The organism is Dysgonomonas sp. ZJ709 (genome assembly GCF_011039195.1).
Classification (GTDB): Bacteria; Bacteroidota; Bacteroidia; order Bacteroidales; family Dysgonomonadaceae; genus Dysgonomonas.
Window position 1 is genome coordinate 1 of sequence record NZ_JAAKEM010000028.1, and the last position, 22,573, is coordinate 22,573.

Annotated in this window: 16 protein-coding genes and 1 other RNA gene; 7 read left to right on the forward strand and 10 right to left on the reverse strand. The window is 32.3% G+C overall.

Annotation, left to right across the window (positions count from 1 at the left end):
- Nucleotides 1-220: 220 nt before the first annotated feature.
- The 4 genes from G7Y56_RS15045 to G7Y56_RS15060 all read right to left on the reverse strand — a co-directional run bounded on the left by G7Y56_RS15045 (nt 221) and on the right by G7Y56_RS15060 (nt 6,286).
- Nucleotides 221-652: a helix-turn-helix domain-containing protein gene (locus tag G7Y56_RS15045; protein WP_165025886.1), complete on the reverse strand. Its 432-nt coding sequence runs from the start codon at nt 650-652 to the stop codon at nt 221-223.
- 78 nt (nt 653-730) lie between these two features.
- On the reverse strand, nt 731-2,281 hold the full coding sequence (locus tag G7Y56_RS15050) for a hypothetical protein (RefSeq protein WP_165044736.1): 1,551 nt from the start codon (nt 2,279-2,281) through the stop codon (nt 731-733).
- Between the two features lie 12 nt (nt 2,282-2,293).
- A complete protein-coding gene (locus G7Y56_RS15055; RefSeq protein WP_165044738.1) occupies nt 2,294-3,460 on the reverse strand; it encodes an ATP-binding cassette domain-containing protein in 1,167 nt (388 codons plus the stop codon).
- A gap of 141 nt (nt 3,461-3,601) precedes the next feature.
- On the reverse strand, nt 3,602-6,286 hold the full coding sequence (locus G7Y56_RS15060; protein WP_165044741.1) for a TonB-dependent receptor: 2,685 nt from the start codon (nt 6,284-6,286) through the stop codon (nt 3,602-3,604).
- 207 nt (nt 6,287-6,493) lie between these two features.
- On the opposite strand from G7Y56_RS15060, the gene ssrA reads away from it, so the two are divergent.
- The 7 genes from ssrA to G7Y56_RS15095 all read left to right on the forward strand — a co-directional run bounded on the left by ssrA (nt 6,494) and on the right by G7Y56_RS15095 (nt 17,025).
- Nucleotides 6,494-6,890, forward strand: a transfer-messenger RNA (tmRNA) gene (gene ssrA / locus G7Y56_RS15065).
- Nucleotides 6,891-7,153: 263 nt separating this feature from the next.
- Nucleotides 7,154-8,377, forward strand: coding sequence for a site-specific integrase (locus tag G7Y56_RS15070; RefSeq protein WP_165044743.1), 1,224 nt, complete (start codon nt 7,154-7,156; stop codon nt 8,375-8,377).
- Between the two features lie 203 nt (nt 8,378-8,580).
- Complete coding sequence (locus G7Y56_RS15075) at nt 8,581-9,231, forward strand: hypothetical protein (protein WP_165044745.1); 651 nt, start codon at nt 8,581-8,583, stop codon at nt 9,229-9,231.
- Nucleotides 9,228-11,318: a hypothetical protein gene (locus G7Y56_RS15080; protein WP_165044748.1), complete on the forward strand. Its 2,091-nt coding sequence runs from the start codon at nt 9,228-9,230 to the stop codon at nt 11,316-11,318. The genes G7Y56_RS15075 and G7Y56_RS15080 overlap by 4 nt, the downstream gene beginning before the upstream one ends.
- Entirely contained in the window at nt 11,318-12,991 is a 1,674-nt protein-coding gene (locus G7Y56_RS15085; protein ID WP_165044750.1) for a hypothetical protein, read from the forward strand. The genes G7Y56_RS15080 and G7Y56_RS15085 overlap by 1 nt, the downstream gene beginning before the upstream one ends.
- An 85-nt stretch (nt 12,992-13,076) precedes the next feature.
- Complete coding sequence (locus tag G7Y56_RS15090; protein WP_165044752.1) at nt 13,077-13,751, forward strand: hypothetical protein; 675 nt, start codon at nt 13,077-13,079, stop codon at nt 13,749-13,751.
- On the forward strand, nt 13,744-17,025 hold the full coding sequence (locus G7Y56_RS15095; protein WP_165044754.1) for a reverse transcriptase domain-containing protein: 3,282 nt from the start codon (nt 13,744-13,746) through the stop codon (nt 17,023-17,025). The genes G7Y56_RS15090 and G7Y56_RS15095 overlap by 8 nt, the downstream gene beginning before the upstream one ends.
- A gap of 137 nt (nt 17,026-17,162) precedes the next feature.
- On the opposite strand, the gene G7Y56_RS15100 is transcribed toward G7Y56_RS15095, so the two are convergent.
- From G7Y56_RS15100 to G7Y56_RS15125, 6 genes are all read right to left on the reverse strand, one after another.
- A complete protein-coding gene (locus G7Y56_RS15100; protein ID WP_165044756.1) occupies nt 17,163-18,080 on the reverse strand; it encodes an AAA family ATPase in 918 nt (305 codons plus the stop codon).
- Nucleotides 18,081-18,956 carry a DUF5677 domain-containing protein gene (locus tag G7Y56_RS15105; RefSeq protein WP_165044758.1) on the reverse strand — a complete coding sequence of 292 codons (876 nt, stop codon included), beginning with the start codon at nt 18,954-18,956 and terminating at the stop codon, nt 18,081-18,083.
- Nucleotides 18,957-18,963: 7 nt separating this feature from the next.
- Nucleotides 18,964-20,148: a hypothetical protein gene (locus G7Y56_RS15110; RefSeq protein WP_165044760.1), complete on the reverse strand. Its 1,185-nt coding sequence runs from the start codon at nt 20,146-20,148 to the stop codon at nt 18,964-18,966.
- Complete coding sequence (locus tag G7Y56_RS15115) at nt 20,148-20,408, reverse strand: MafI family immunity protein (RefSeq protein ID WP_165044762.1); 261 nt, start codon at nt 20,406-20,408, stop codon at nt 20,148-20,150. Before G7Y56_RS15115 ends, G7Y56_RS15110 begins: the two co-directional genes overlap by 1 nt.
- 2 nt (nt 20,409-20,410) lie before the next feature.
- Entirely contained in the window at nt 20,411-21,712 is a 1,302-nt protein-coding gene (locus tag G7Y56_RS15120; RefSeq protein ID WP_165044764.1) for a class I SAM-dependent methyltransferase, read from the reverse strand.
- 82 nt (nt 21,713-21,794) lie between these two features.
- Complete coding sequence (locus G7Y56_RS15125; protein ID WP_165044766.1) at nt 21,795-22,562, reverse strand: HEPN domain-containing protein; 768 nt, start codon at nt 22,560-22,562, stop codon at nt 21,795-21,797.
- Nucleotides 22,563-22,573: the final 11 nt, after the last annotated feature.

Sequence of the window (22,573 nt, forward strand, 5' to 3'; positions counted from 1 at the left end):
TTACAAGAAAACAGCTTAAGTAAGCTATTTTCCCTTTTTCAATCTGCCCCCCTAAAAAACGGGTAGTTGAAAAAGGAAAAATGCGATAACTTTTAACAATATTAATAGGAATTAATCATAGAATTCAGAAAATACAAAGGATAATGGCATAAAAAAGTGGAGAAGCTATGATCAGCTTCTCCACGTATGGTTTCTCCATGTACATTTTTACATGTACATATTATTTCTTTTCATTCAATAGCTTTTCTAACCAAGCTATTTTTTCTTTTTCCAGTTCTAACATGCGTTCGTAAAGTGCCGCTTTTTCGTTGGCCAGTTCTATAATTTTATCTAGCGGATTATAGATTGTATCACAATTATCTACAGATTGTCCTATAATACTACTGCTTTCAAATGTATTATTTTCAATATAAATGGCAGCAGGGTCTTCTTCGAGTAGTTTAATAATATCGACAGGAACGGATAGGATAACGGCCAGTTTTTGTAATGTTTCATCGTCGATCACTTCTTTTTGCTCGAGTCGTGCAACACTAGGCTGTGCCATATCTAATTCGTTGGCTATTACCTCCTGTTTGATACCACGTGCTTCGCGCAGACGCTTAACATTATGCCCGTGGTGTATTTTTTTCTTTTCGATATTATCTGTTCTCATCCGTGCTGTTATTATAGTTTAAACAAATATACAAATCAATTTCAGACTTGGGAAAAAATGTATAAAAAAAGCGGGTATTTATTCTTCGGGAATACTTTTCCATTTACGGATTAGCATAGAGATCGGGAACATTATTACGATCGTAATTAATATGTTTACCCAGAAAACGCATTCTAATACTTCATTGTCATTAATGTTATAGTAATATTCACTTTCAACTACATCTAAGAAAAAGTAGTGTCCAAAGTATATAAGTGGGCAAATAAATGGTAACAACCACATAAATAAATTTACGAATATGTTTGATTTCCCTTTATTTCCTGTATTCTTGATCTTAGCTATAATAATGGACATTAAAATAAAGAAAAGAATAATCCAGAACGAGCACAGGAATAACCCATATATTTCGCCTCTTCTATAGTCTGCAATTTCGGATAAAACGACTCCTATAAAAGCTGATAAAAACAGAAGGACGCCACATGCCACGAATGCTATAAGCCAGCTTTTGCCTGTAGCCGCTCTGAAAGAAAATATAAAAACCGATAGAATTGTCGAGATGCATATGCAGACTAGTGTTATTATGCGTATAACATCATTGTCGTTATAGCTTCTGATAATCTTATCATATCCGGATGATAATTCTTGATACTGGAGATAGGTTTGCTGTCTACTTGTATCATGATCATAGTCATAATAATAAGCGTCGCTGCTGCTACTTGCTATAATTGTATTCTCATTTACGGCAAAATAAGGTGGATTGTATATCTTTTTCAACCATTCATTTGCTGTTAATGTAGCAGGCATATTATGTTTTTCCTGTAATTTAAGATAGTCGGTCATCAGTGCAAGAATGGCTTCTTTGTTACCATCTCTGAACCACTGTTTTATTTCTTCAATTTTTTTGACTCTTTCTTTTGCTTCTTTTTTCTCTTTCAATTCGTCAGCACTGTACTCGTAATTAGTATAGTAGTTAGTGTCATAGTAGTTGTAGTCGTAATTATGATAAAACAGAATTGACGGGCCTGTGTATCCTTTTATTACGATGTTTCCATCTCTGTTGTAGTCGAAAGCATAAAGGTCTAGATCTAAAGTATCTATGCGCAATGCCATGCCGCTGGGGATGGGAATTGGTTTGTTGTTATCAGAGTCGTACCTGTAGTTGTCCTTATCATCAGGAATCAATATTTTGACTTTGTCTAACAGATCCATAACCTTAGTCGCTTCGGAGAGTGAGGCGGCAGAGTTCCATTTGTAGATACTGCCTCGCGTGAGTGTGGCAGGAATTAGTGTTATGCTTGTAGTGATCACCAAAATGAGTATCCATTCTAAGAAGAGATAGGGTGATTTTCGCGGGTAGAAATTCTTAAAGCTATTGTTGCGGCTATAGAAAATAAGCCATCCGATAAACAAGAGTATTCCGACCAGTATGCTGCCGAAATAGATAAGCCCCAAGTCGTCGGCAGGTGAATAGTAGTAATTACTGCTATCGAAAACGGTATCGGTAGCTACATAACCTATGGCAAAGAATATGATGTGTATAGCTATTAATATAAGTAACATAGGTATTAGCCTTATATTCCAAATAATCGGATAGTGTAATAGCAGATATTTTTGTATGTTTTTTATCATTTTGTTTTTGTTTTATGAAAGGAAAAATCTACGGGTCGAATTTGATATATTTCTGAAGTAAGATATTGGAACTTGTTTATCCAGTATTAATCTCAGAAAGTTTTCTTGTGTTATGGTGCTAGGGAAACTGGCGACGTATGTACCTCCATTGATCTGCATTTTTTCAAGTTGGAGAGTCTCAAATACCAGTCGTAACTGCTCTTGCGACCAATCGGACTCGAACTCTACAATGAATTTTGTTATTTCGGTAAACACAGCATCAGTGTCTTGCGTTAGATTGCGAGGTGTTCCGTTTTTCAAGAAGATTACGAAATCCGAAGCCTTTTCTACTTCATAAAGTTGTTGTGAACTTAGTATTATACCCAAAGGTCGGAATGGAGAGCGTGCAATGTCTCTGAAATCGTCCAGCACTATTTGTTGAGCTAGTATGTCGAGATTGGCAAGAGGTTCGTCTATCAATAATAGCTTTGGCTTGCGCAAGAGCGCTCTTGCTAATTCGAATCGCATTTTGTATCCCGACGATAGATTTTTCCAGCTATAATCTCTATACTTACGCAATCCCATGCGTGCAATAATAAGTTGCACCATTAATTCGTTTTCTTCTCCTTTGATGCCGTAGTATGCTGCTGTGAATTGCAGATTGGATAGCAGTGAGCCTTGCCACGAATTTGTACGCTGGGGTATGTATATCAGATGCGATCGAAGATCGTAGCTGTCTTTGTGTGGAAAGAGATATTTAACTTCTCCGCTGGTAGGTTGTAATTCTCCGCATAACGAACGGAGCAGGGTTGTTTTTCCATTTCCGTTTTCGCCAACCAGCCCTAATATTTGTCCTTCTTTTACTTCGAAACTAATGGGTCCTAGTGCAAACGAAGATCTTTTATATGATCTTATCAGGTTATATACTGATAGTAATGGAACACCGTTTTCGGTAGCTTGTAGCGGCCTGTCCTTAAGTGTTTCATAGAGATGGTCGAGTATATTGGTGAATTTTGCTTTCTTCTCGGGGATATTATCATGATTGTGATCCAGCCAATCCAGAAAACTGACAGTCTCTTTATAATGATTAGTATCTTCGGTGTCGAGTGTTAAATCTATTACCCGCTTAATCAGTAATGAATAATCATCATAATCGATAAGTTGTCTGATTTCTTCAAACTGGATTTGAAATATGTTCATAAGCACAATGTGTTTTTATTATATTTTGTGTTTTTTATCGTTTTGTAAACTAGAGACAAATATATCTCTTTTTCCATAAAGAGATTCATTTATTTGAAAAAACTGATATCGGTTTATCCGGAGTGGGTTTTGTCCACCGGTTTATTCGACACTTATTTTATCTACGTTGTAGAATGGAATTCCATTGTCTGTTATTCCTTCTACAACAATAGAGTATTCTGTTGTTGCATCTGATGTGTAAAATTGAATTTCTGCTTCTCCATCTTTAAATTCAATATTAGGCTCCCAGTGGATCGTGGTTCTCAAGTCAGGAATAGTAGATTCTATATCTTGAATCGTTGTGTATTTGGGTGAGTAAAATTTCATTTCGTTTTGGTATCCTAAGGGTATAAATTGTGATTGGTTCGGTTTATATTTAGGTGCTGAGTCTCCTTTTTTAGTCGTAATCATGATGGCTCCGTTACTGGCTCTAGGACCAAATAGTGCACTTGCTGTAGTCATTTCGGCAACTTCTATATTATCTATATCTTCTACAAGAAATCCGGAAGTCATAAAATATGGATTTTCTATATTATCTACAATTATTAATGCCGGTATATGTGGATATGGGCTTCTTTTGGCACCCCGGTTAATATACAGATTACCGATTGGTCCTCCTTCTCCATATTCAACAAATATCCCAAGATGACGGAGCATAACACCAATGTCAGATGTCTTCGTTTCAGAAAGATCTTTAGAAGTGTAAATTTTACTGTAAGCCGAAGTCATTAGAGATTTTCCTTTCTTTTTGCCAAAGACTTCAACATCTTTTAGGTGTATGATCCGTTGCCCGTTTTCGTATGTATATTTTAAATTTGCTTTAGAAAAGTAGTTATCAAGATCCTCGCTTACGATCGGCTGTTTCCATTTATAATTATGTGTTAATGGTTTTCTGTATTTTACAAAATTATCCTGATTTATTGTTAGTTCTAAACGCTCTCCTCCTTGTTTAGTGACGGCATTAATAGAATATATGGTGCTGTCGGGGAGGTCATACCCTCCGATTGCGAAGTACCCGTTCTCATCAGTTTCAACGGTTTTGAATGAATATGGATTTAGGGTTAATACTGTAATGTCTATGTTATTGGCTTTTCGATTTAAAAGGATTCCGCTTTTCACATTTCCGGTTAAAATATTTGTATATTCCATACCGATACTGGGTTTGGCAATTTCTCCCCGCAAAATATTTTTCATATTGTATCGTCGCCACCCGTGAGTAAGCATTAACAGGTCTAACAATGATTCTGACCTATGGTTCTCTTGCATGTAATAAGATGGTTCTTCTATTGTTCCTTTCAACTCGGAAGTTAAAAATAAGGATGATAAGATATTTTGTGTGCTATCGACTTTTACATCTTTATTGTCTATTATGCTTACAGAAGCATTGCCTGTCAGCATAATATTCGATTTGTCAGATAAAACAATCTTCGTTTTAACCAGATGTCTTGGTTTATAATGTAATTGATCTGTCTCTATATTAATATTAGGTTCTGCTAGTTCATTTTTGTTATAAATGAGGCGTTCACTGATTGGATTCATATTAGAATCTAATAATTGAAAGCTAATTATTCCTGAAGGGAATTCCTTATTTCGGAAAACGACAGAAGTTTTATCTATAGTATTAATATAGAATACTTCCCCTTTGCTATGTACTAAAAGGAATAAGGAATCGGATATTTGTGAATTTGTCGAATTGATAGTTGCTGATATGTATCCGTTTGCAGAATATAGAGATAATCCATGACCGTTTTCTATCATGGCTGATAAATCTATCTTTTTTAAGATGTTATCTGAATTCAGGCAGTGGACAGTATATTTACTCGTATCTGTGGGGGTAAAAGAGAATAAGCCCATCCCTTTATGTGTTGATTTTGAAGTTAAAATAGTATCTCCCTTCTCGTTAATAACAGCCAGCGTCACATCTTCGCCCAGACCGTTCGAATCTACGGCTTTAAATGCCACTCTACTTGTTATGTCTTTTAGTAAATTACCGCCCTCAGGTAATATTTGAATGTCATAGTCTTGGCTAATGGATGGAACTTGTATGTATTGTTTTCTGATTTTTTTATCAAATTTGTATTCCAAATATATATGAGTTAATGGATTATCTTTAGAACTCGGATAATCTAAAGATAATAATCCATTTGGATCTGTATGATATTCTTGTAATTGACCTTTTTTATTTCTGATACGTAATTCTTCTGATACAAAAGTTTTATTTGATTGTGTTTCAATAAAGTTTAAATTTATTTCTATTTTATCATTTTCATATTGGAAAGTGGGTTCTATATGGCATAGGTTCGATAATCCACCGCCAACTATTATATTTCGTTTAAAAAAATAGTCTTCACCTAAGTTTTTTATGTATTTTGTGTAAAAGGACATGGTGTATACTGCATCGGCTAACTCTTCATCAATTTTGAAGTGACCAGTATAAATTCCATTTCTCCTTATTATTTTTACACTGTCTACTACATTCCCTATCGGGTCGATGAGTTCGCCGTAGACATATAGACTGGTAGTATTGTGTCGATGGCTAAGGGCATTCACTAAATGTATTCGAAACCATATATTTTCGCCTGTAACGTAGAGGGGTTTATCATTATGTACATAAATTTTTTCTTGTGGATAGGTCTCCAACTGTCTATTGATTCTTGCTTGTATAGAGTCAATCAGAGTATTTGAGTTTTGTGCGTAAATATTAGTAGAGACTAATTGCAGTGTGAAGAAGATTAAATTAATCCATAATAACCTACCAGTATACCATGATTGTTTTATATTTTTCATAATGTATTTTGGTTAATTGGACGTAAGATTTTCATGACTAAGATAATACTTTCCTGTTATAATAATAAAATAAGAATAATACTTTTTTGTATAATGCCTACGAATAGAAGTAATAAATCTAAAAAATAACTATCTTTGTTATCGAATATCTTGGCAAACACTTACTGATATTTGTGTTAGATGTTCAGAATTTCGTATTAAACTCATGGGGCTGACCGGTTTTGACAGCGAGATGAAGTGATTTGTAAGCATGCAGTGCGTAGTCGGCTAGCACTATAATCTCAGACGTCAAAATTTTAACTGGCGAAAATAATTACGCTCTTGCTGCTTAATCGAATTACAGTAGATAAAGCTTAATCTCTGCACAGGTGTAGAGACAAGACATCACCCGGAAGCTGTGGCTTCGAAGCATTCCGATATGGTGGTGTAGGTAAATCGGAGATAGGATAGGGAAGGCTTCGGTCTCTATCTGAAATAAAGAAGCTAAGGTTTGGGTTGGTGGCTTCGGTCTTGCCCACTCCCTACAATTAAAGCGAAGATAAGCATGTAGAAAGCAAGTTAATTCCTTGTTTGGACGAGGGTTCGAATCCCTCCAGCTCCACTGAAAGTATTAGAAAAATGCATCTTATCCCTGTAAATTAGACATTTACAGGGATATTTTTTTTGTAATGTCAGCAGAAAATAGCTATTCTAAGCATATTTCACGTGTAAAAACGCTGACAGATTTATGACGGGTATTTTGTCAGCGACTTTGCACTCAACAACCTAGCAAGTCGCAGTAAATCAAAGAAATGCAATGCTGTAATTTTGATATGAATGCTTCGGTTTCGTACTTTGTATTAATGAAAAAATTAAACGTTTTAAAGTATGAAAAGAACATTTAGTGTATTGTTTTTTGTGAAGAGAAGCAGAGTAACAAAAAACGGTGAAGTAGCAATCCAGTTGAAAGTAACTGTGAATAAAGAAAAGATTGAAGTTACAATCAATCAGACTATAAATCCTAACCTTTGGAATTCTTGTACTGAGAAAGCTACAGGCAAGGATCGTAAATCGTTGGAAATAAATAGTCGTCTGGACTCTATTCGTTTTCGTCTTATGGAAATTTACCGGGAGATGGAGATCGATGGAGAAGATATCACTGCCCGCAAGATAGTCAATAAGTACAAAGGTATTGAAACAGAACCTAAGATTACACTTCTTTATGTGTTTCAGGAACATAACCAAAGATGTCATAAATTGGAAGGCAAAGATATGTCTCGTTCTACAGTCAAACGCTATGAAACAGCCTACCGGCATACTCAGGAATTTATACAATTCCAATATAAAAAGGATGATATTAATATACAAGATGTGAATTACCAGTTTGTAAAGGATTATGAATTCTTCCTTAAAACGGAACGAAATTGTAATCATAACTCTACAATGAAATACCTAAAGAATTTTAAGAAAATAATCCGTATTGCTCTGGCAAATGAATGGCTTAAGAAAGACCCTTTTGTAAATTTTAAAATGACTTATGAAGAAGTCGAACGCGAATTCCTTGAACTTCATGAATTAGAAAATATAATGAATAAAGAGTTTGAGATAGAAAGGTTAAGCAATGTGCGGGATATTCTGGTATTTTGCTCGTTTACGGGCTTGGCATTCTCGGATGTAAAAACCTTATCCAAAGAACATTTGGTAACCGATAACGAAGGTACACTATGGATTCGCAAGCAAAGGGTAAAAACCAATAATATGTGTAATATTCCTTTACTGGATATTCCTCAGAAAATATTAGAGAAGTATAAGGATCATCCTGTTTGCCAAAAGAAAGGAGTTTTATTGCCTGTCCTTTCTAATCAAAAGATGAATACTTATCTCCGTGAAATTGCTGATGTATGTGGTATCAAGAAGACGATTACGACTCATACAGGAAGACACACTTTTGCGACGGTTACTTGTCTCGCCAACGGCGTTACGATGGAGAATGTCGCTAAAATGCTAGGTCATTCCGATACAAAAATGACTCAGCAATATGCAAAGGTTTTAGATAAGAGTATTTTGAGGGATATGAGGAATGTGAATAAGAAATTTTTATTGAAGGAGTAACGACTATACTGATTAATCGTTTTGCTTAAAACTGGCGAGAAACAGAACTAAACCTAAATAAAATAAAGAGTCTTCCATATTATTTGGGAGACTTATTTTATGTATTAAAGGATAATTTTCTGATTTAATAAATAATTTGGACTTTATAATTACTTAGTTTATTAACAATAGTTTATATTTGCATATATGTTAAAATCAGGATCATGCAAGAAGAAAGGGAAATAAGACTATTCCAAGATAGAATTAGAATATTATTTATTTTATATATATTTTCAGATGACTACTCAGATGAGCAAAATCCTCATCAAAAGAAGATTCTTAGAACGGAGGTTAAACTCCAAAAGCTAGACTTCTTACTTCGTAATCCAGACTATTTAGCATATGAACTACTTATGCAAGTAAAAAATAATCAAGCAGATAAAGCGGAAATTAAAAGTATTATAAAAGAAATTTTCTTGAATAAAGAACCAGTATTGCGTAAAATGGAAATGACGCGATTCCTTTTTGGTGCATATGAACATATAGATGATGTAATTTCTTTTCTAAAGTCTTTTGGTTTATTAGAATTTTCAAGTAAGAAGGACAATATTTTGAGAACCGTAGATAAAAAATATTATCTGACAGATAAAGCTTTAGAGAAGTTAAAGCTGATTGATAACTACAATGCTTTACTTTGGTATAAGAAACGCTGTTTATTGATAAAGAAATACTTTGGTCAATTTTCAGGATCAACCTTAAAGGATATGCAGTATCAAATTGAAGAATATAAAGAAACTGCATACTCAGACCTAATATCGGATATACAAAATAAGGTATATACAGAATTTCACCTAATATATAATGAAATATTATGAGTTTTAGATACGATGCTTTTATTAAAAATATTCATACAAAACATAAAGATGCCTTTACATTAGATCAAATAAAAGATATTCTTTTTGTTGATGAGTATTTAAAAGATAGTCCAATGTCTACAGGACAACGATTAATAGTTGATAGTCTATTATTTCGTGGAGTTAAAAGTGATGAAACAGAGTTTTTCTTTTCTCATAAGTTTCAATCAGGGGTTAATGTGTTGATAGCAGACAACCTGAAAGGAAAATCTTCTGTTTTTAAAATTATTCGATTCGCTTTGACGGGGAAAAATGTAGATAATATTGGACAGTGGATAAAAGAAGTTCTATTAAGTTTTAAAGTCAATAACAATTTTTATTCTACATATATTGATTGTAGTAGCCATAGACTTAAAGCCAAATTATTAAAAGGGAATATTTTAAGATACGAAGACATAGAAAATGCTGATTTATTTTGGGAAGTATCCAGTAAAGAAGATTATATACTTAAAATGCAAGAGTTCTTTTTTAGCCAATTTTCTTATTATTCACTTAAATGGACTCAAAAACCATCCCAAAAGGATAAAGTTGAATTACAAGAAAATGCTACTTCATGGAAAACATATTTCCATTCGATTTTTTTAGAATCAAAAGATAGTTATGAACTTTCTTTTGGTAATCAAGAGATTAAAACATTTGAGATGTTATTTGGCCTAGAACTAACCTATCCCATAAATAGTTTAACTGTAAAATTAGATAAATTGAAATCGGAAAAAGGAATAAACGCAGATCATATTACAAGAAAAATAAATGCTGATGAAAAACAAAAGAAAAAGATTGAAGAAGAGTTGATTTTAAAGAATAAAGAATACAACCAAGCAGTAAAGCCTGTACAAAAAAAGATTATCGATACGAAATCTTTATATGATCATTATCAATCTTTGACTCAAAAGCTTAATAACGAGAATGAACGGCTAATATTGATGAGAAAAGAATTACAGACAATTGAAGAAGACGAAGAGAAAATAGAAATACAAAGAAAAGCTCTAAAAAGCAAAATCGGTTCTTTAAAAAAAGAAAACCAACAAAAACTAAAGAGAATTAATGATTTAAATGAATATAAAGATAGCCTTTCTTTTTTCTCAAATCTTGATATAAAGCATTGCCCAAATTGTGATCATCCAGTATCTCCTGATAAAATGAAAATGCAAGCTAATGAGCATAAATGTTCATTATGTAGTGAGGATGTCCATTCAAAAGATGAAACAGAAACCCAAGAGAATATACTAACTAGAGTAAATGATTTAACTGAAAATGTAAATCAGTTGAATACACTCATCTCAGACCTAGAGTTCGAATATTCCAATTATTCAGGAATACTTGAGCCTCTGATTAACAAGAAAAAACAAATTAACGTCAAACCTAATTTTGATTTAAATTATCTCTCTCAAGAAATTTCAAATTCGGAAAAACAAATCAAAAATGCTTTGGTTAACAATAAAACAGAAATACCAACACCTAACCTTTCAATCCTTTTAAAAGAAATAGCGGTGTTAGAATACAAAAAACTTGAATTAAAGAACCAAGAACAAGCTAAAATAGACACGTCTTCTTATGACAAACAAATAGAGTTGTTAGATAATGCCATATTTGATTTGAAACATATGAGATATAGTATTGGAAATAGTTCAATAAATAAATTAGAAGAAATAATTTTATCAAAAATTCATTCTTTTGGTATAAAGAATATTTCAAAAATAAAAATCACTGAAGGCCTAGGGATTAGATACATACAAGATGGCGTTCAAAAAGAATTTAAGAATCTTGTAGAAGGAGAACAATTACGAGCTAAAATATCTTTATATCTTAGTTTGATTGAACTTGATATTTTTGAACAATTAGGAAAACACTCTCATTTTTTGATAATTGACAGTCCAGCAAAAGAAGAAGGAGACAAATATTATTTAGCAGGATTAATATCTGAATTACAAAACATAGATAAGACAATGCATGCTGATTTGCAAATATTAATAGGTACAGCTGAAAGAGATTTTGAAAATAAATTTAAAAATCAGCTTATTTTTGAAGATGGCCAATTTGTATTTTAATGAATAATGAAGCACTGATAATAAAAGAATTTCACAACTGGGATCTACAACGTAAGTTGGAGATCTTTGATGGAGGTTGCGTGAATTTAGAAAAACTCCCCTCCACAGAACTATTTGCCTTTCTAAAAGAAATTGTATTACAGCAAAATGAAAATGATTATATACGAAAAAGAGCTTTACATAATATATTTAATTTGGCCTTCATCGACAAAACGATTGAAAGAAAAACTATTAATCTAATTCTTGACGATATTTCAAGTCAATCTGATTTATTTATACAGCTGGAATGTTTAAAAAATCTATATCTTTTTTTTGAAAAGGAACCTTCCGAAATCGAAAATTATTATTTAAACTTCATAACAGATGAAGCAGAACTCCAATCTGAATGTTTCTACTCTCTCGGTATAATCAATTTCTTCAAAGCCATTATTGCAAATAATCAGAAAGAATTTTCAATTATTATAAACCATAGTAGAGCTTACTTTTCTCAGTCTCGTAACCTTATTGAAAATAGAATTGATGCAATATTTTTTACTACTGTTTGTGACATTATATCTGTTGTAAAATATTCTCCTTTCATTTTAAAAGATCATATAAAAACTATTAAAGAGTCATTATGGGAAAGAAATATATTTTCCTCAAAAAACAATCTATTTGAGTATAAAATATATTTATTAATAATCAATTTAGCTCAGATTAATAAAGAAGATCCTAACTTATGGATTGATTATATAAATCAATTTACTTGTCTCTGCGTATCATTTCTACAGATCAAGAATTTAGAATTAAAAGACAAATTTCTAGATTCTAAATTAATAGCATCATTGGCTGAAAATATTATAAGGGACAATGTTTTACCATTTTTAACTGTAAGCTTTAGTAATCAGAGAATTAAAATTGAAGAGTGTCTAAAACTTGAAAGTATTACAAAAGAAGAAAAAGATTTTCTAGAGTATTTATATTCATTAGTTAGTGATAAAAATTCTATTAAAAAAGAGACATCTGATCTTTTAGAGAAATTGAAGAAAACATATCAAGAAATAACAGAGGAGCTTTTAATATTTTTATCTTCTAAAACAGAATCTCAAGAAGAATTAATTTCTGAAGTATTACAATACATAGAAAATAAGAATTTAAAGTTTTCTGACGTTTTAAGTAAGATCATCTCCGCTTGTATAAAGTTACAAGGAAATAGCTTGTATAATAAACAACCTGAAGATTTTAGAAATACATATATTCGAGATTTATTAGATGCGTCAGGTTTATATTTAAAAGATCAAAGTTTTTGGGGAAAATCTCAAAGTGGCACTAACCCTGGAGAGGTAGATATTGTAGTATTAAACACTAAAAAAACACCTTTTTGTATAATTGAAGTTTTAAACTTAGATAGCCTGAAGCAAAAATATCTAGAAGATCATATACAAAAGTTATATGGTTATGATCCTAATGGATTAAAAAATAATATCATATTAGTCTATTCCGAAGTTGTAAACTTCTCTGATTTTTGGATAAAATATAAAGCTCATGTGACATCTTATAATTGGGGTCTTGAGTTTGTTAATAGTGAAGAGCTTGATTCTGGTTTTGGGAATATTAAACTTCTAAAAATTGAATATAGAAGGTACGATTTCCACACAAATCTTTATCATCTAGTTATTCATCTAAATAATTAGATTGAAATTATTTAATTGGGGTTTCTTATTTGATGCCTTTCTTGAATTTAGGATTTAAAATACTTATTAAAACGATTCGAATAATATGGCTAAAAGAAAAAAAGATTCCTCTAAAAGAAAATCAGCCAAGATTGACAAAAACGACATCAGTGCTAAAAAATCAACTAGTGATGCATTAATCTCAGCCCAAATTAAGACTTTGAATAGAGCAGAAGTTATCCGGAAAATTAAAGAGCAAATTAGTAATGATGAGAGTTCAAATATCAATGAGAGTGAAGAAAAGAGACTTACAAATAAAATAAATCTTATTTGTACTTATTTAGAGTATACAGCTATTCCTGATGACAATATACTGCACATGTTCTCCTTATTTCTACTTCAAGAAGAAAATATCTTATACAATTTTGGGTATTTCTCAGAAAAAATACCAACTTTTAAAGAATCAATACTTCATATTCAACAACGGCTAGACCATATTATCAAATGTTGTAACTCAATTCCTGAAGAAAGTTTAAACAAGTATATATTCCGTTTTGATGAACTATATGATTTCTATTTTGAGAATAGTTCTTTTAATGCAAAAATTGAAATTCAAAATATACATAATTTCAGTTTCAATTATAAAAGAAAATACATTCTCAGGATATTAGATAAAGCAACAAATCTCACTGTTTCTATTCAGGAATTAGATTCCTTAAACAAGATTCAATTAATAGAAAAAGAAAAAACAATTAAAACATATACTATCACCAATGACTAATATAAAAAGTATAAAGGGAGCGTCTTTATATAAGATGATTGTTAGTGACACGAATATATATAATGCCATCTATTCTTTAGAATCATATGTTTTTGAAAAAGGACTTTTAGAGGATTCCGACCTAAAATTATACAGCCAATTATCTGACAAATATGATAAATCATTAATAAGTGGGGTTATAGAACAATGCAAAAAACGTATTGAAAATATACTCAATTCTGATGACGAATTATTTGAAATCAAGCCATACTTTAGGATGAAGGACTATAAAGAGAATAAAATTCGATATAGACCTATACATACTGCTGATTTAGAAACACAAATATGTTTAGTGTGCTTGCTTAATACTATAATGTACAAAGATTTTGGGCTAGAAGACGAGAATAAAAGTGTAGAAAATAAAGTAAATATAGGTAGACATTTTTCAGATATTTCAAAGCTTATTCCGTCTAATTTTTATGGAAATATCCCATCTTCTAGTGCTGATAATTTATTTATTAACTGGAAGGTTAAGTATAAAGAATACTCAGAGAATGTCATCAATAAGTATAATGAATTTAAAGAATCGAAAGAATATTCTCATGAAGTTTGTCTTGACTTAAAAGACTTCTTTCCTTCAATAAATCCGCAATTCATTTTTAATTACATCTACCAAAAATCATCAACTATTTTTGAGAGAGAAGAGGAGAAAAAATGTTTGCGTGTAGTACTTTCCAAGTTGTTATATTTTAAGATCAAACAGGAAGACATTAAGGTTTGGGAAAACATATATTATCCAAATATAGATATCGCGAGTTCAGACATCCGTATGTGTAGAGGTATACCACAAGGATTACCTCAAGCATACTTTTTCGGAAATTTATGCATGATTGAGATTGCCAGAATCGTATCAGAAATATTCCCTGGTAACGCATACTACTATGTTGATGATTCTGTGATATATACCAACTCTACTGAGCAAGAATTTGAAAAGAATGTAATCTCTATAAACGCAAAGTGCTCCAGTGAATTACAAAAATTCAATAAAGAAGAGGCTATTCTATCTGAGAATGCAAAAGAATTTCAGAAATTACTTGATTATAAGGTTGAGTTTCACACAGAGGGTAAAAGTACATGTACTGCTATTGATAATGCTTATGAAAATTTCATAGCACTACAAAATTTAGCACGACAGGTGTCTAATGCTGCTGTCTTCAATGACACTTTAGATGATGTCGAGGACAATCTTGTTAAAGAAAAACTTGATATCTTAATCGATGCTATCGATAGAGAAATCAAACGATACAGTAAAAAGGAAAATAATAGAGCCAACAATGGCAAAGCAATAAAGTATAACCTCAAATTGCTGAAAAGATATAGAAGGTTCTTCTTGTATAGGAAAAGACTCTTATCTATAAGAAATGAAGGAGATGTGTCGGATAAAATTCTACAAGAATATTATGATAGATTTCAAATCAATAATGAAGAATTAGCCTTTGATACACTATTCGAAACAATAGATGAAGATATCTTTATGGCAGAATCAAGGTTATTACTATCAAATATTGCAGTATCAAAAAAAGAAAACCTTTGTGGCAAAATCAAGGATTTTGAATTTCGTATTGTTTCTCAAGCATTGTCTTTAAACAAAGATTGTAAAAATAATTTATACTATACGAAAGATCTAACTGGAACTCTCCAAATTATAGCATTAAAAGATAAATCTTATGATACATTAGAAAAATGGGCCAAAGATCTACTAGAAAACTATTCGTATTCAAGTGACATCAAAAAGAAGAATAAAATACACCAGATACTAGAAGTGCCGATGGTTGATCCATTTGACAGTGATTATTTTAAATTTATATATAATGTCTCTAATGAGTTCAAACGTAAAATATATAATGCGTTAATGTCCCAAATTCTTGCTGTTAACTTATCTGAACATCTCTCTATTTATAAGTTAAATAATAGAACTTTACAATATTATGAATTAAGAATTCTAACATATTTACGCAATCGAATATTTAAAATACACGATTTTGTCGTTTTTGCTACAGATGTTCTAAATAATAGTAGAGAAGATAAAGGTCTAAATAAAATTGATACTCTTTTGTTCGATGTGATTCATATTTTCATAAAACGAGTCAAAAATCCCAAACTTGTAGATGATTTAATTCTTACGCATCGCTTAGTTAATGGTCTTTGGAAAAATGGATCAAAATTTTTAAATTCATATACACTTCACAATGAAGAACATGCAGTTGACTTAATCAAGAATAGCGTAAGACTAGTTAGAGCTGTTGATTATCTAAGTATGAAAGAATTAGATTATTATATCTTATTTTTAGCTTGTTATTTGCATGATATAAGTATGGTTATCCATCCTAATTTAGCAAAGTTCACTAGTCCAATATTAAAAAGTGACATTATTGCTTCTAACTTTCTTTTAGAATTAGAAAAAGAACTGAATAATGGGATAATAGATTCTGTTGCTAAAAAAATAATTTTGAATAATTTTAAAACAGTATTTTGTTTCTTTGAGAATCATGTCCGAGATAACCATACAAAGCTTAGTGCCGAATTTATTAAACAAAGACATGATTCTTATTTAAAATTCATTGAAGAAAGCACGCTTCAAATAATAGCAGAGGTTGCAGAATCCCATGGGTATAATGCCTCTGAAGTCTATGGCAGAAGATCTAAGGCACAACAAGATTTGTATAGTATTAAGTACATGATGATTGTCTTACGCTTAGCTGATGTTTTAGATATGACTAAAGATAGAATTAGTTATTATATTTTGAAAGAGAATATCAACCAAATGGAGAATATTTCTCAATTTCATTGGATATCTCATCTTATTACGGATCAGTGTAATATTAAGACCTTATACTCTCAAGAGGACAAACTTGATAACTATTTAAAAAATGGTTCTATACAAGAAGAAATAGTGATTGAGATTATTCTTAATACTGAAAATTTATCGCACATATCTATTAAAGAAGGATGCAAGGGTTGCGAGTCTCACTTAGAGAAAGGATCTATAATTATTGATATTTTGGATAACGAAACTGAATGTAGCAATAAAGACAAGTGTCCCTTCCTTTGCAAGTGGGTAACCCAAAAACATTACTATCTATTTTTGGAATTATATGAACTGAAAAAATATTTGAAACAGGTAAATAATTCTCTATTTAACACACATATAACTGTAGAAATTAAATTTAGTAATTCATTGCCTCTTGATGCTGAGTTCTTTGATATTGTCAAATCATATTTAGAAAAGCGATAATTAGATTGCTACTTTTGAATAAAACAAGTAGGTGTCCCATAGGTAATATTAACTCTCTGCAAATTGAATATTTGAAATCGACCTCAGATATCGACCTGAAGAAAACGAGCTGTTCCAATTTATGAGACACCTTCTTATTAAAAACTCCCATAATTTACTTGAAAGCAAGGCAGCTTCAAGTCGTTTCGCCAAAGCTCAACAACCTGATCCCTATCATCAAGAACAAATTCGATAAAGTACTTATCTTTAATTTCAGCATCGAAGATTTCTTTTTTGATTATCGAATCTTTTCGGAAATCTTTCGACTGACGCATCCACAGTTGATAGTAAGGAATGGAATATTTCTCTAAAAATGTAATTGTCGGTTCACGGAAACGATCCTCACGACCCGATACCAAAAGTATCTGATAGCCTTCCTTTGCAAAAGTTTTGAGCGTATTGGCTACCGGTTCGTTCAAATCATCGTTATCACATCCGCTTGCATCGAACGGGTTACGGTGCTGCATTAAAGCCAATGTTCCATCCAAATCGCAAATAATTGCCTTTGGTAGATCTTTATTTTGCTCCATTGCCAATATACGATTATCCCGGAGAGGACGGGGAGAGAAGTCGAAAACTTGTTTCAATTCTTCCAGTTCTTTCATATAACGCTTCTGCACATTGATTGGAATGTATTTCCCAGTTTCCTTGTTACGCTTTTCGCAACGGTCTGCAATTGTTTTAGCATCGGCTTCAAATATCTTGAATGATATATCAGCCAAATGATTAAATTTGTCGATATAGTGATTAAGATATTCTGCACGGCAATGGGTTGCATCCAGTAATACGTTGCATCGTTTACGGAGTAGTACTTCAATAGAGACATTCAGTATCTCGGTTATCAAGCCTTCTTCATGTGGGGGTAGGTTTGAATATGTAAAATGCATCGTGCGGAAATCGTCACGGCATAGACGCATCCAGTTTTCTTCGGTGCGGATAAAATATTTGGCAAAGGTAGATTTCCCTGAACCGGGAGCACCGATTAATATTAATAGTTGTGGATTTTTTCTTTTCATTTATATTTCACTTTTCTTTCTATACTGATCATATGCAACATCTTCAAAAACTCTTCCTTTATATTTCTTTTCCAGATACTCAATAGCCTTGATCTGATTTAGATTTTCAACAAAAAAATGAAGTTCTTCTGGCTTTTCAATAAAGGCAATACATTCAAACGCTACTTGGGTACATAGAGTTAAAACATCGCTTAACAATCTTAAATAATGACCATTGTAAGCTTTTTCCTGCTCTTCAATACTACGACTATCTCTTTCTTGAATAATCAGAACTCCCGTTTCATCTCCATGGGTAACGTGGCTAGACATTCGATAGCTATATGATAATACGTCAAGTATGGGGTATGGTTTTCCTTTGTAATTTTTAGATAAAGAATTTAAAAGTTCAGTAAAAGACCATTTTTGTTCTAGTTGTTGGCGTTTTTTCTTTGTCCATTTCTCTCTTAATTCTTTTTCTCTCTCTTCCGATAATATTATAGGCAAAAAAGCAATTTTATGCTTTTGACTATCGGGTAGAGTCCTTAAATTTTTTTTAGCTTGCTCTGATTCCTTTAACTCTAAAATTTCAGCTAAAGAAACCCAATATTCATCCAAGCGTATTTTTTGTTCATCTTTACTCTCAGCAGAACATATAAATGTCAATTTTATAAGTGATTCTATTGCAGACCTTAATATTATTTCTGCATCCCGTATCATAAAATTGACAGTTAGGGTCAATACGGAGTGAAGACGATCCATCGTAAACTTTACCAAAGGATATATAGGAGCAAGTTGAGGGCTACTATCAATGATATTTTTTAATTTAGAGATGCATATATCAGTTGTTCTGATATATCTATCCTCTATTATTGGTCTATCTGTTATCCATTTATTCATACTCTTTTTACAATCTTGTATCCAATCCCGCTTCAGCCTTTTCGCCCATAATGCGGTCGAAAACGAGATTTTTAAGAAAATAATTCTCTTTGTCGATCTCTTTATAAGGAACTTTCGATAGCTCCCAGTTCAGCATCCAGTCGCTGATGGAGCATTCCAGTTTCCTACCGATGTTACGTTTATAGATGTAATAATCGTACTGGTCGTAAAAATTAACCCCGTATATCATAGTCAAGTATTGGTTATTCCTTACTTTGAACGCCGGAGGTATGCCTTTGATAAACGCCTGACGAGGTTTAACAACTATTCCCTCTTCGTTATTCTGTTCTAAAGAGGCAAACCAAGAATAAACTTCTTCTACTGCGTGATTCAATTCCTCTTCGTTGCTTATCGGCAAATGCAAAAATTCGTCGTCATTTACATCTTTGTAACTTAGATTGTCATTTACAAATTCTTCCGAACCATTATCAAATACTTTTTTCAGAATATTGAAAGGCTTGAAATAAATATCGCCCTCTTGTCCGAAATGACTGATTTGAGTCTGGTAAATATCAATACTTTGTTTGTAAATATCCAAATCCAATACTTTAAATTCCGATAACGACTCATACTGGCGAATTATATGATGCGGATATTTTGTCCTGAATTCTTTTGATGACAATGTATTCTTATCTTCTACAAATTGTCTGTACGCCACTGAATCCTTTACATCGGCAATCTTTTTGTATAAGTCGGTGTTTGCCAAATGTTCGTAATGGTTTTGATGCACATTGAGGTAACCTTCAAACTCATTTTCAATCAATCCTTTGCCCATAGCACTCCAAGGCATCAACTCCGATTGAATGATAACCAATTGTAGGTTTTCCCAATTGAAACGAGCATGAAGATCACGGCAAGCCTTTTTAGCTGCTGCAAGGTCTATGTGATCTATCTTATGTCCGTTGCGGCTGACGAAATAAGTATCTTCGAGGTTCTTGTTCAGATAAATATCACAATACGAACCCATGTATTTTTTCTCAACAACAATTTCTTTTATTTCATTTTGGTAGAAATAGCGAATAGCTTCAAAGATACTTTCTATCTCGTTTCGTTCTTTCGATTTTGGCGCAGGCGATATAGTTGGAGAAAAGGCGTTAACCTTATTCTTGCAAAACCAATCGATTCTATTTTTTAGCTTTTTTAGGTCTTCCATTATTCTTTTGTCTTATAAAGTTCTTCTAAGAACGAATAATTATCTTTGGATAATTTCATACATTCCACCAAAGACATCATTTGTTCAAAAACAAGCTTGTTTATCAATATATTATTTTCATAGAGATGTTCTGCAATTATATCAAAGCATAACTCATACTCTTTATACTCAAGGTATTCATTTGCAATATCAATAGAGTGTTGATCTAATCCTAAAGATTTAGCGTTCTCTAATAATTTTTGTAATCTCTTTTTTTCCATAATCAAGCTTCTCTCGTTATCACACATCCTTGTGTCGGTTGTATTCCATTTAAACTGTCACCAAGCTGAAAAAATTCAATATTAACTTCTTTTCCGGTAGTGCATTCTGCTATCAGAGTTTCAAACTCTTGTCGGGTAGGCTCAAAGTCATGATCATCGTGGCGCATATCCTGTTCCATATTGTAGAACTGATTGAATTCCACATTGGGGGTTGTAATAATCAGCTTGTTAAAATTGTAAGACAATGTCTTTCTTATCAAATCTTTTGCCTCATCTATGGGATTGTGTTCGATAACTTCCGTAAGCAAGATGTTTACACACTCTTTAGAATCAAATTGTTCTAACGAGTTCATAAATACCAAATTGTCATTATCATAGCGGCGTGAAATATTTTCTGCCAGTCGCTCGAATCTGACGTCATGGTCCACAGCATAGTAAACAGAAGAAAAATCCTTGTTCATCATCCTCTTATAATAGGTAAATTCTCCACAGCCAATATCCAGAATCGGGATGTCTAGCTCCAGCAGATTGGTAATAAAATGAATCCGTTGCAAGTATGTTCCCTGTAACACAAGATTGGCTTCCAATCCATATTGTTGCAGATAATTTTCAAAGACAGGTTTCAATTCTTCAAACTGCCGAGGCGACTTTACTGCTTTCATAATAAACAGGTAAAATACGAAATAAGGGACATTGTCAATATTTGTCAATATGCGCCCGTATTTTTGAGCAAGGCTGTCATCAATATAGGTAAACATCCCGTAATCATTGGTTACATGGGTAAATAGCGATGTCAAAGCTAATAAATTGAATGCCTCGAATACGCTTTTTGCCGAAACGCTCAATCTAAAAATACGGTTCGATTGCTGTACGATCTCTATGCCTTCAAAATATTTGCATAGAAGAAATTTACCATTTCTGTACCAGTTGGAATCGATATAGAATGATGTTACTTCGATTGTACAATTTTCGGTATCGGCTTCTCCCTGAGTAATGCCAAGCCATCCGATTTCTTTGCTCGAAAATTCATCTTTGCTTTTGAGTATATGTCCAAATAGTTCGTTGCAGATATGCAATACCGCCAATGGCGTACAATAACTCTGATAGTCTATTTGGTTTGCCTCTTCGGGCATATAACTATACTTGGTATCTTGAAATACAACTTCGTAATAGTTTTTGTTGACCGTCTTGCCTACAATCTGCCCGTTTTTCAATGTCTTGAAATATAACCCATTGTCGGTGTCGGGATTCTTATAAAGAATATCTAACAGGCGGTCATTGTTACTTTTAATTTTTAAAATCATAATTTCTTATGTATTGATTTATGATGCAAAGGAAACTAGGAGATACGCAGTCTTTTTGCGTAGATTTTTTCTTAAATATCTTTTATTCTTTTAAGGGTATATCTTCAATAGTCCAATTTATTTTCTCCAAAATTTCTAAAGTCTTTCCAAACATCACAATAAAAAAAGGTAATTCGAGAACATATACATTACTCTTAGAAAAGTATTCAGTTGGGTTCCCTAATTTGAGGGTTGGATATCTAAGCTCGTCTGCCCTAAAATAGTTTGTAAATACCGTAAAACTAAATAGCAGTGGTATAGCTTTACCTGTAAAATTTACAGTTATAATAGTATTCAAGGTACTTGTCATCATCCTTTTTTCAAGATACCTATAATCACATTCTTTCATTGGACCAACAATACGTTCGTCTGTTACTCCAAGCTGTTTCATATAATCGAGAACAAGTTGTAGTGGCATAGAAAGATCATTAATCGGAATTGGATAAGGAGCTAAAACATGAGACTGAATTTCCTCTTTTATAAAAGCTACCCTCTCTGGATCTGTCATTTCATTCATTTGCCCTATCAACATCTTGAAATCATTAGATTTTATTTCGTCTATGGGTATAAAATCTACTCTAGAAGCTAATATTCTAAAAAGTTCCTCGAATAACTTGATGCCATTATGACTCATTTTATTTTTAAGATCTTTCTCTGAAATTCCACCGACGGATAGGGCTAAAAATTTAGTAGCTTTTTCAACTGATTGATGAAATGTAGAAAAAGCCTGATGATATATTCCATTATCATACAACACCTTTGAGGATGCTAAGTCTGCTTTTGATATTTTTAATAAGTCTTCTTTATCCATGATCATATTTT

Excerpts from the sequence above, each read along its gene's own strand:
- G7Y56_RS15045 (WP_165025886.1), bottom strand. The coding sequence starts at position 652 with ATGAGAACAGATAATATCGAAAAGAAAAAAATACACCACGGGCATAAT.
- G7Y56_RS15050 (WP_165044736.1), bottom strand. The coding sequence starts at position 2,281 with ATGATAAAAAACATACAAAAATATCTGCTATTACACTATCCGATTATT.
- G7Y56_RS15055 (WP_165044738.1), bottom strand. The coding sequence starts at position 3,460 with ATGAACATATTTCAAATCCAGTTTGAAGAAATCAGACAACTTATCGAT.
- G7Y56_RS15060 (WP_165044741.1), bottom strand. The coding sequence starts at position 6,286 with ATGAAAAATATAAAACAATCATGGTATACTGGTAGGTTATTATGGATT.
- G7Y56_RS15070 (WP_165044743.1), top strand. The coding sequence starts at position 7,154 with ATGAAAAGAACATTTAGTGTATTGTTTTTTGTGAAGAGAAGCAGAGTA.
- G7Y56_RS15075 (WP_165044745.1), top strand. The coding sequence starts at position 8,581 with ATGCAAGAAGAAAGGGAAATAAGACTATTCCAAGATAGAATTAGAATA.
- G7Y56_RS15080 (WP_165044748.1), top strand. The coding sequence starts at position 9,228 with ATGAGTTTTAGATACGATGCTTTTATTAAAAATATTCATACAAAACAT.
- G7Y56_RS15085 (WP_165044750.1), top strand. The coding sequence starts at position 11,318 with ATGAATAATGAAGCACTGATAATAAAAGAATTTCACAACTGGGATCTA.
- G7Y56_RS15090 (WP_165044752.1), top strand. The coding sequence starts at position 13,077 with ATGGCTAAAAGAAAAAAAGATTCCTCTAAAAGAAAATCAGCCAAGATT.
- G7Y56_RS15095 (WP_165044754.1), top strand. The coding sequence starts at position 13,744 with ATGACTAATATAAAAAGTATAAAGGGAGCGTCTTTATATAAGATGATT.
- G7Y56_RS15100 (WP_165044756.1), bottom strand. The coding sequence starts at position 18,080 with ATGAAAAGAAAAAATCCACAACTATTAATATTAATCGGTGCTCCCGGT.
- G7Y56_RS15105 (WP_165044758.1), bottom strand. The coding sequence starts at position 18,956 with ATGAATAAATGGATAACAGATAGACCAATAATAGAGGATAGATATATC.
- G7Y56_RS15110 (WP_165044760.1), bottom strand. The coding sequence starts at position 20,148 with ATGGAAGACCTAAAAAAGCTAAAAAATAGAATCGATTGGTTTTGCAAG.
- G7Y56_RS15115 (WP_165044762.1), bottom strand. The coding sequence starts at position 20,408 with ATGGAAAAAAAGAGATTACAAAAATTATTAGAGAACGCTAAATCTTTA.
- G7Y56_RS15120 (WP_165044764.1), bottom strand. The coding sequence starts at position 21,712 with ATGATTTTAAAAATTAAAAGTAACAATGACCGCCTGTTAGATATTCTT.
- G7Y56_RS15125 (WP_165044766.1), bottom strand. The coding sequence starts at position 22,562 with ATGGATAAAGAAGACTTATTAAAAATATCAAAAGCAGACTTAGCATCC.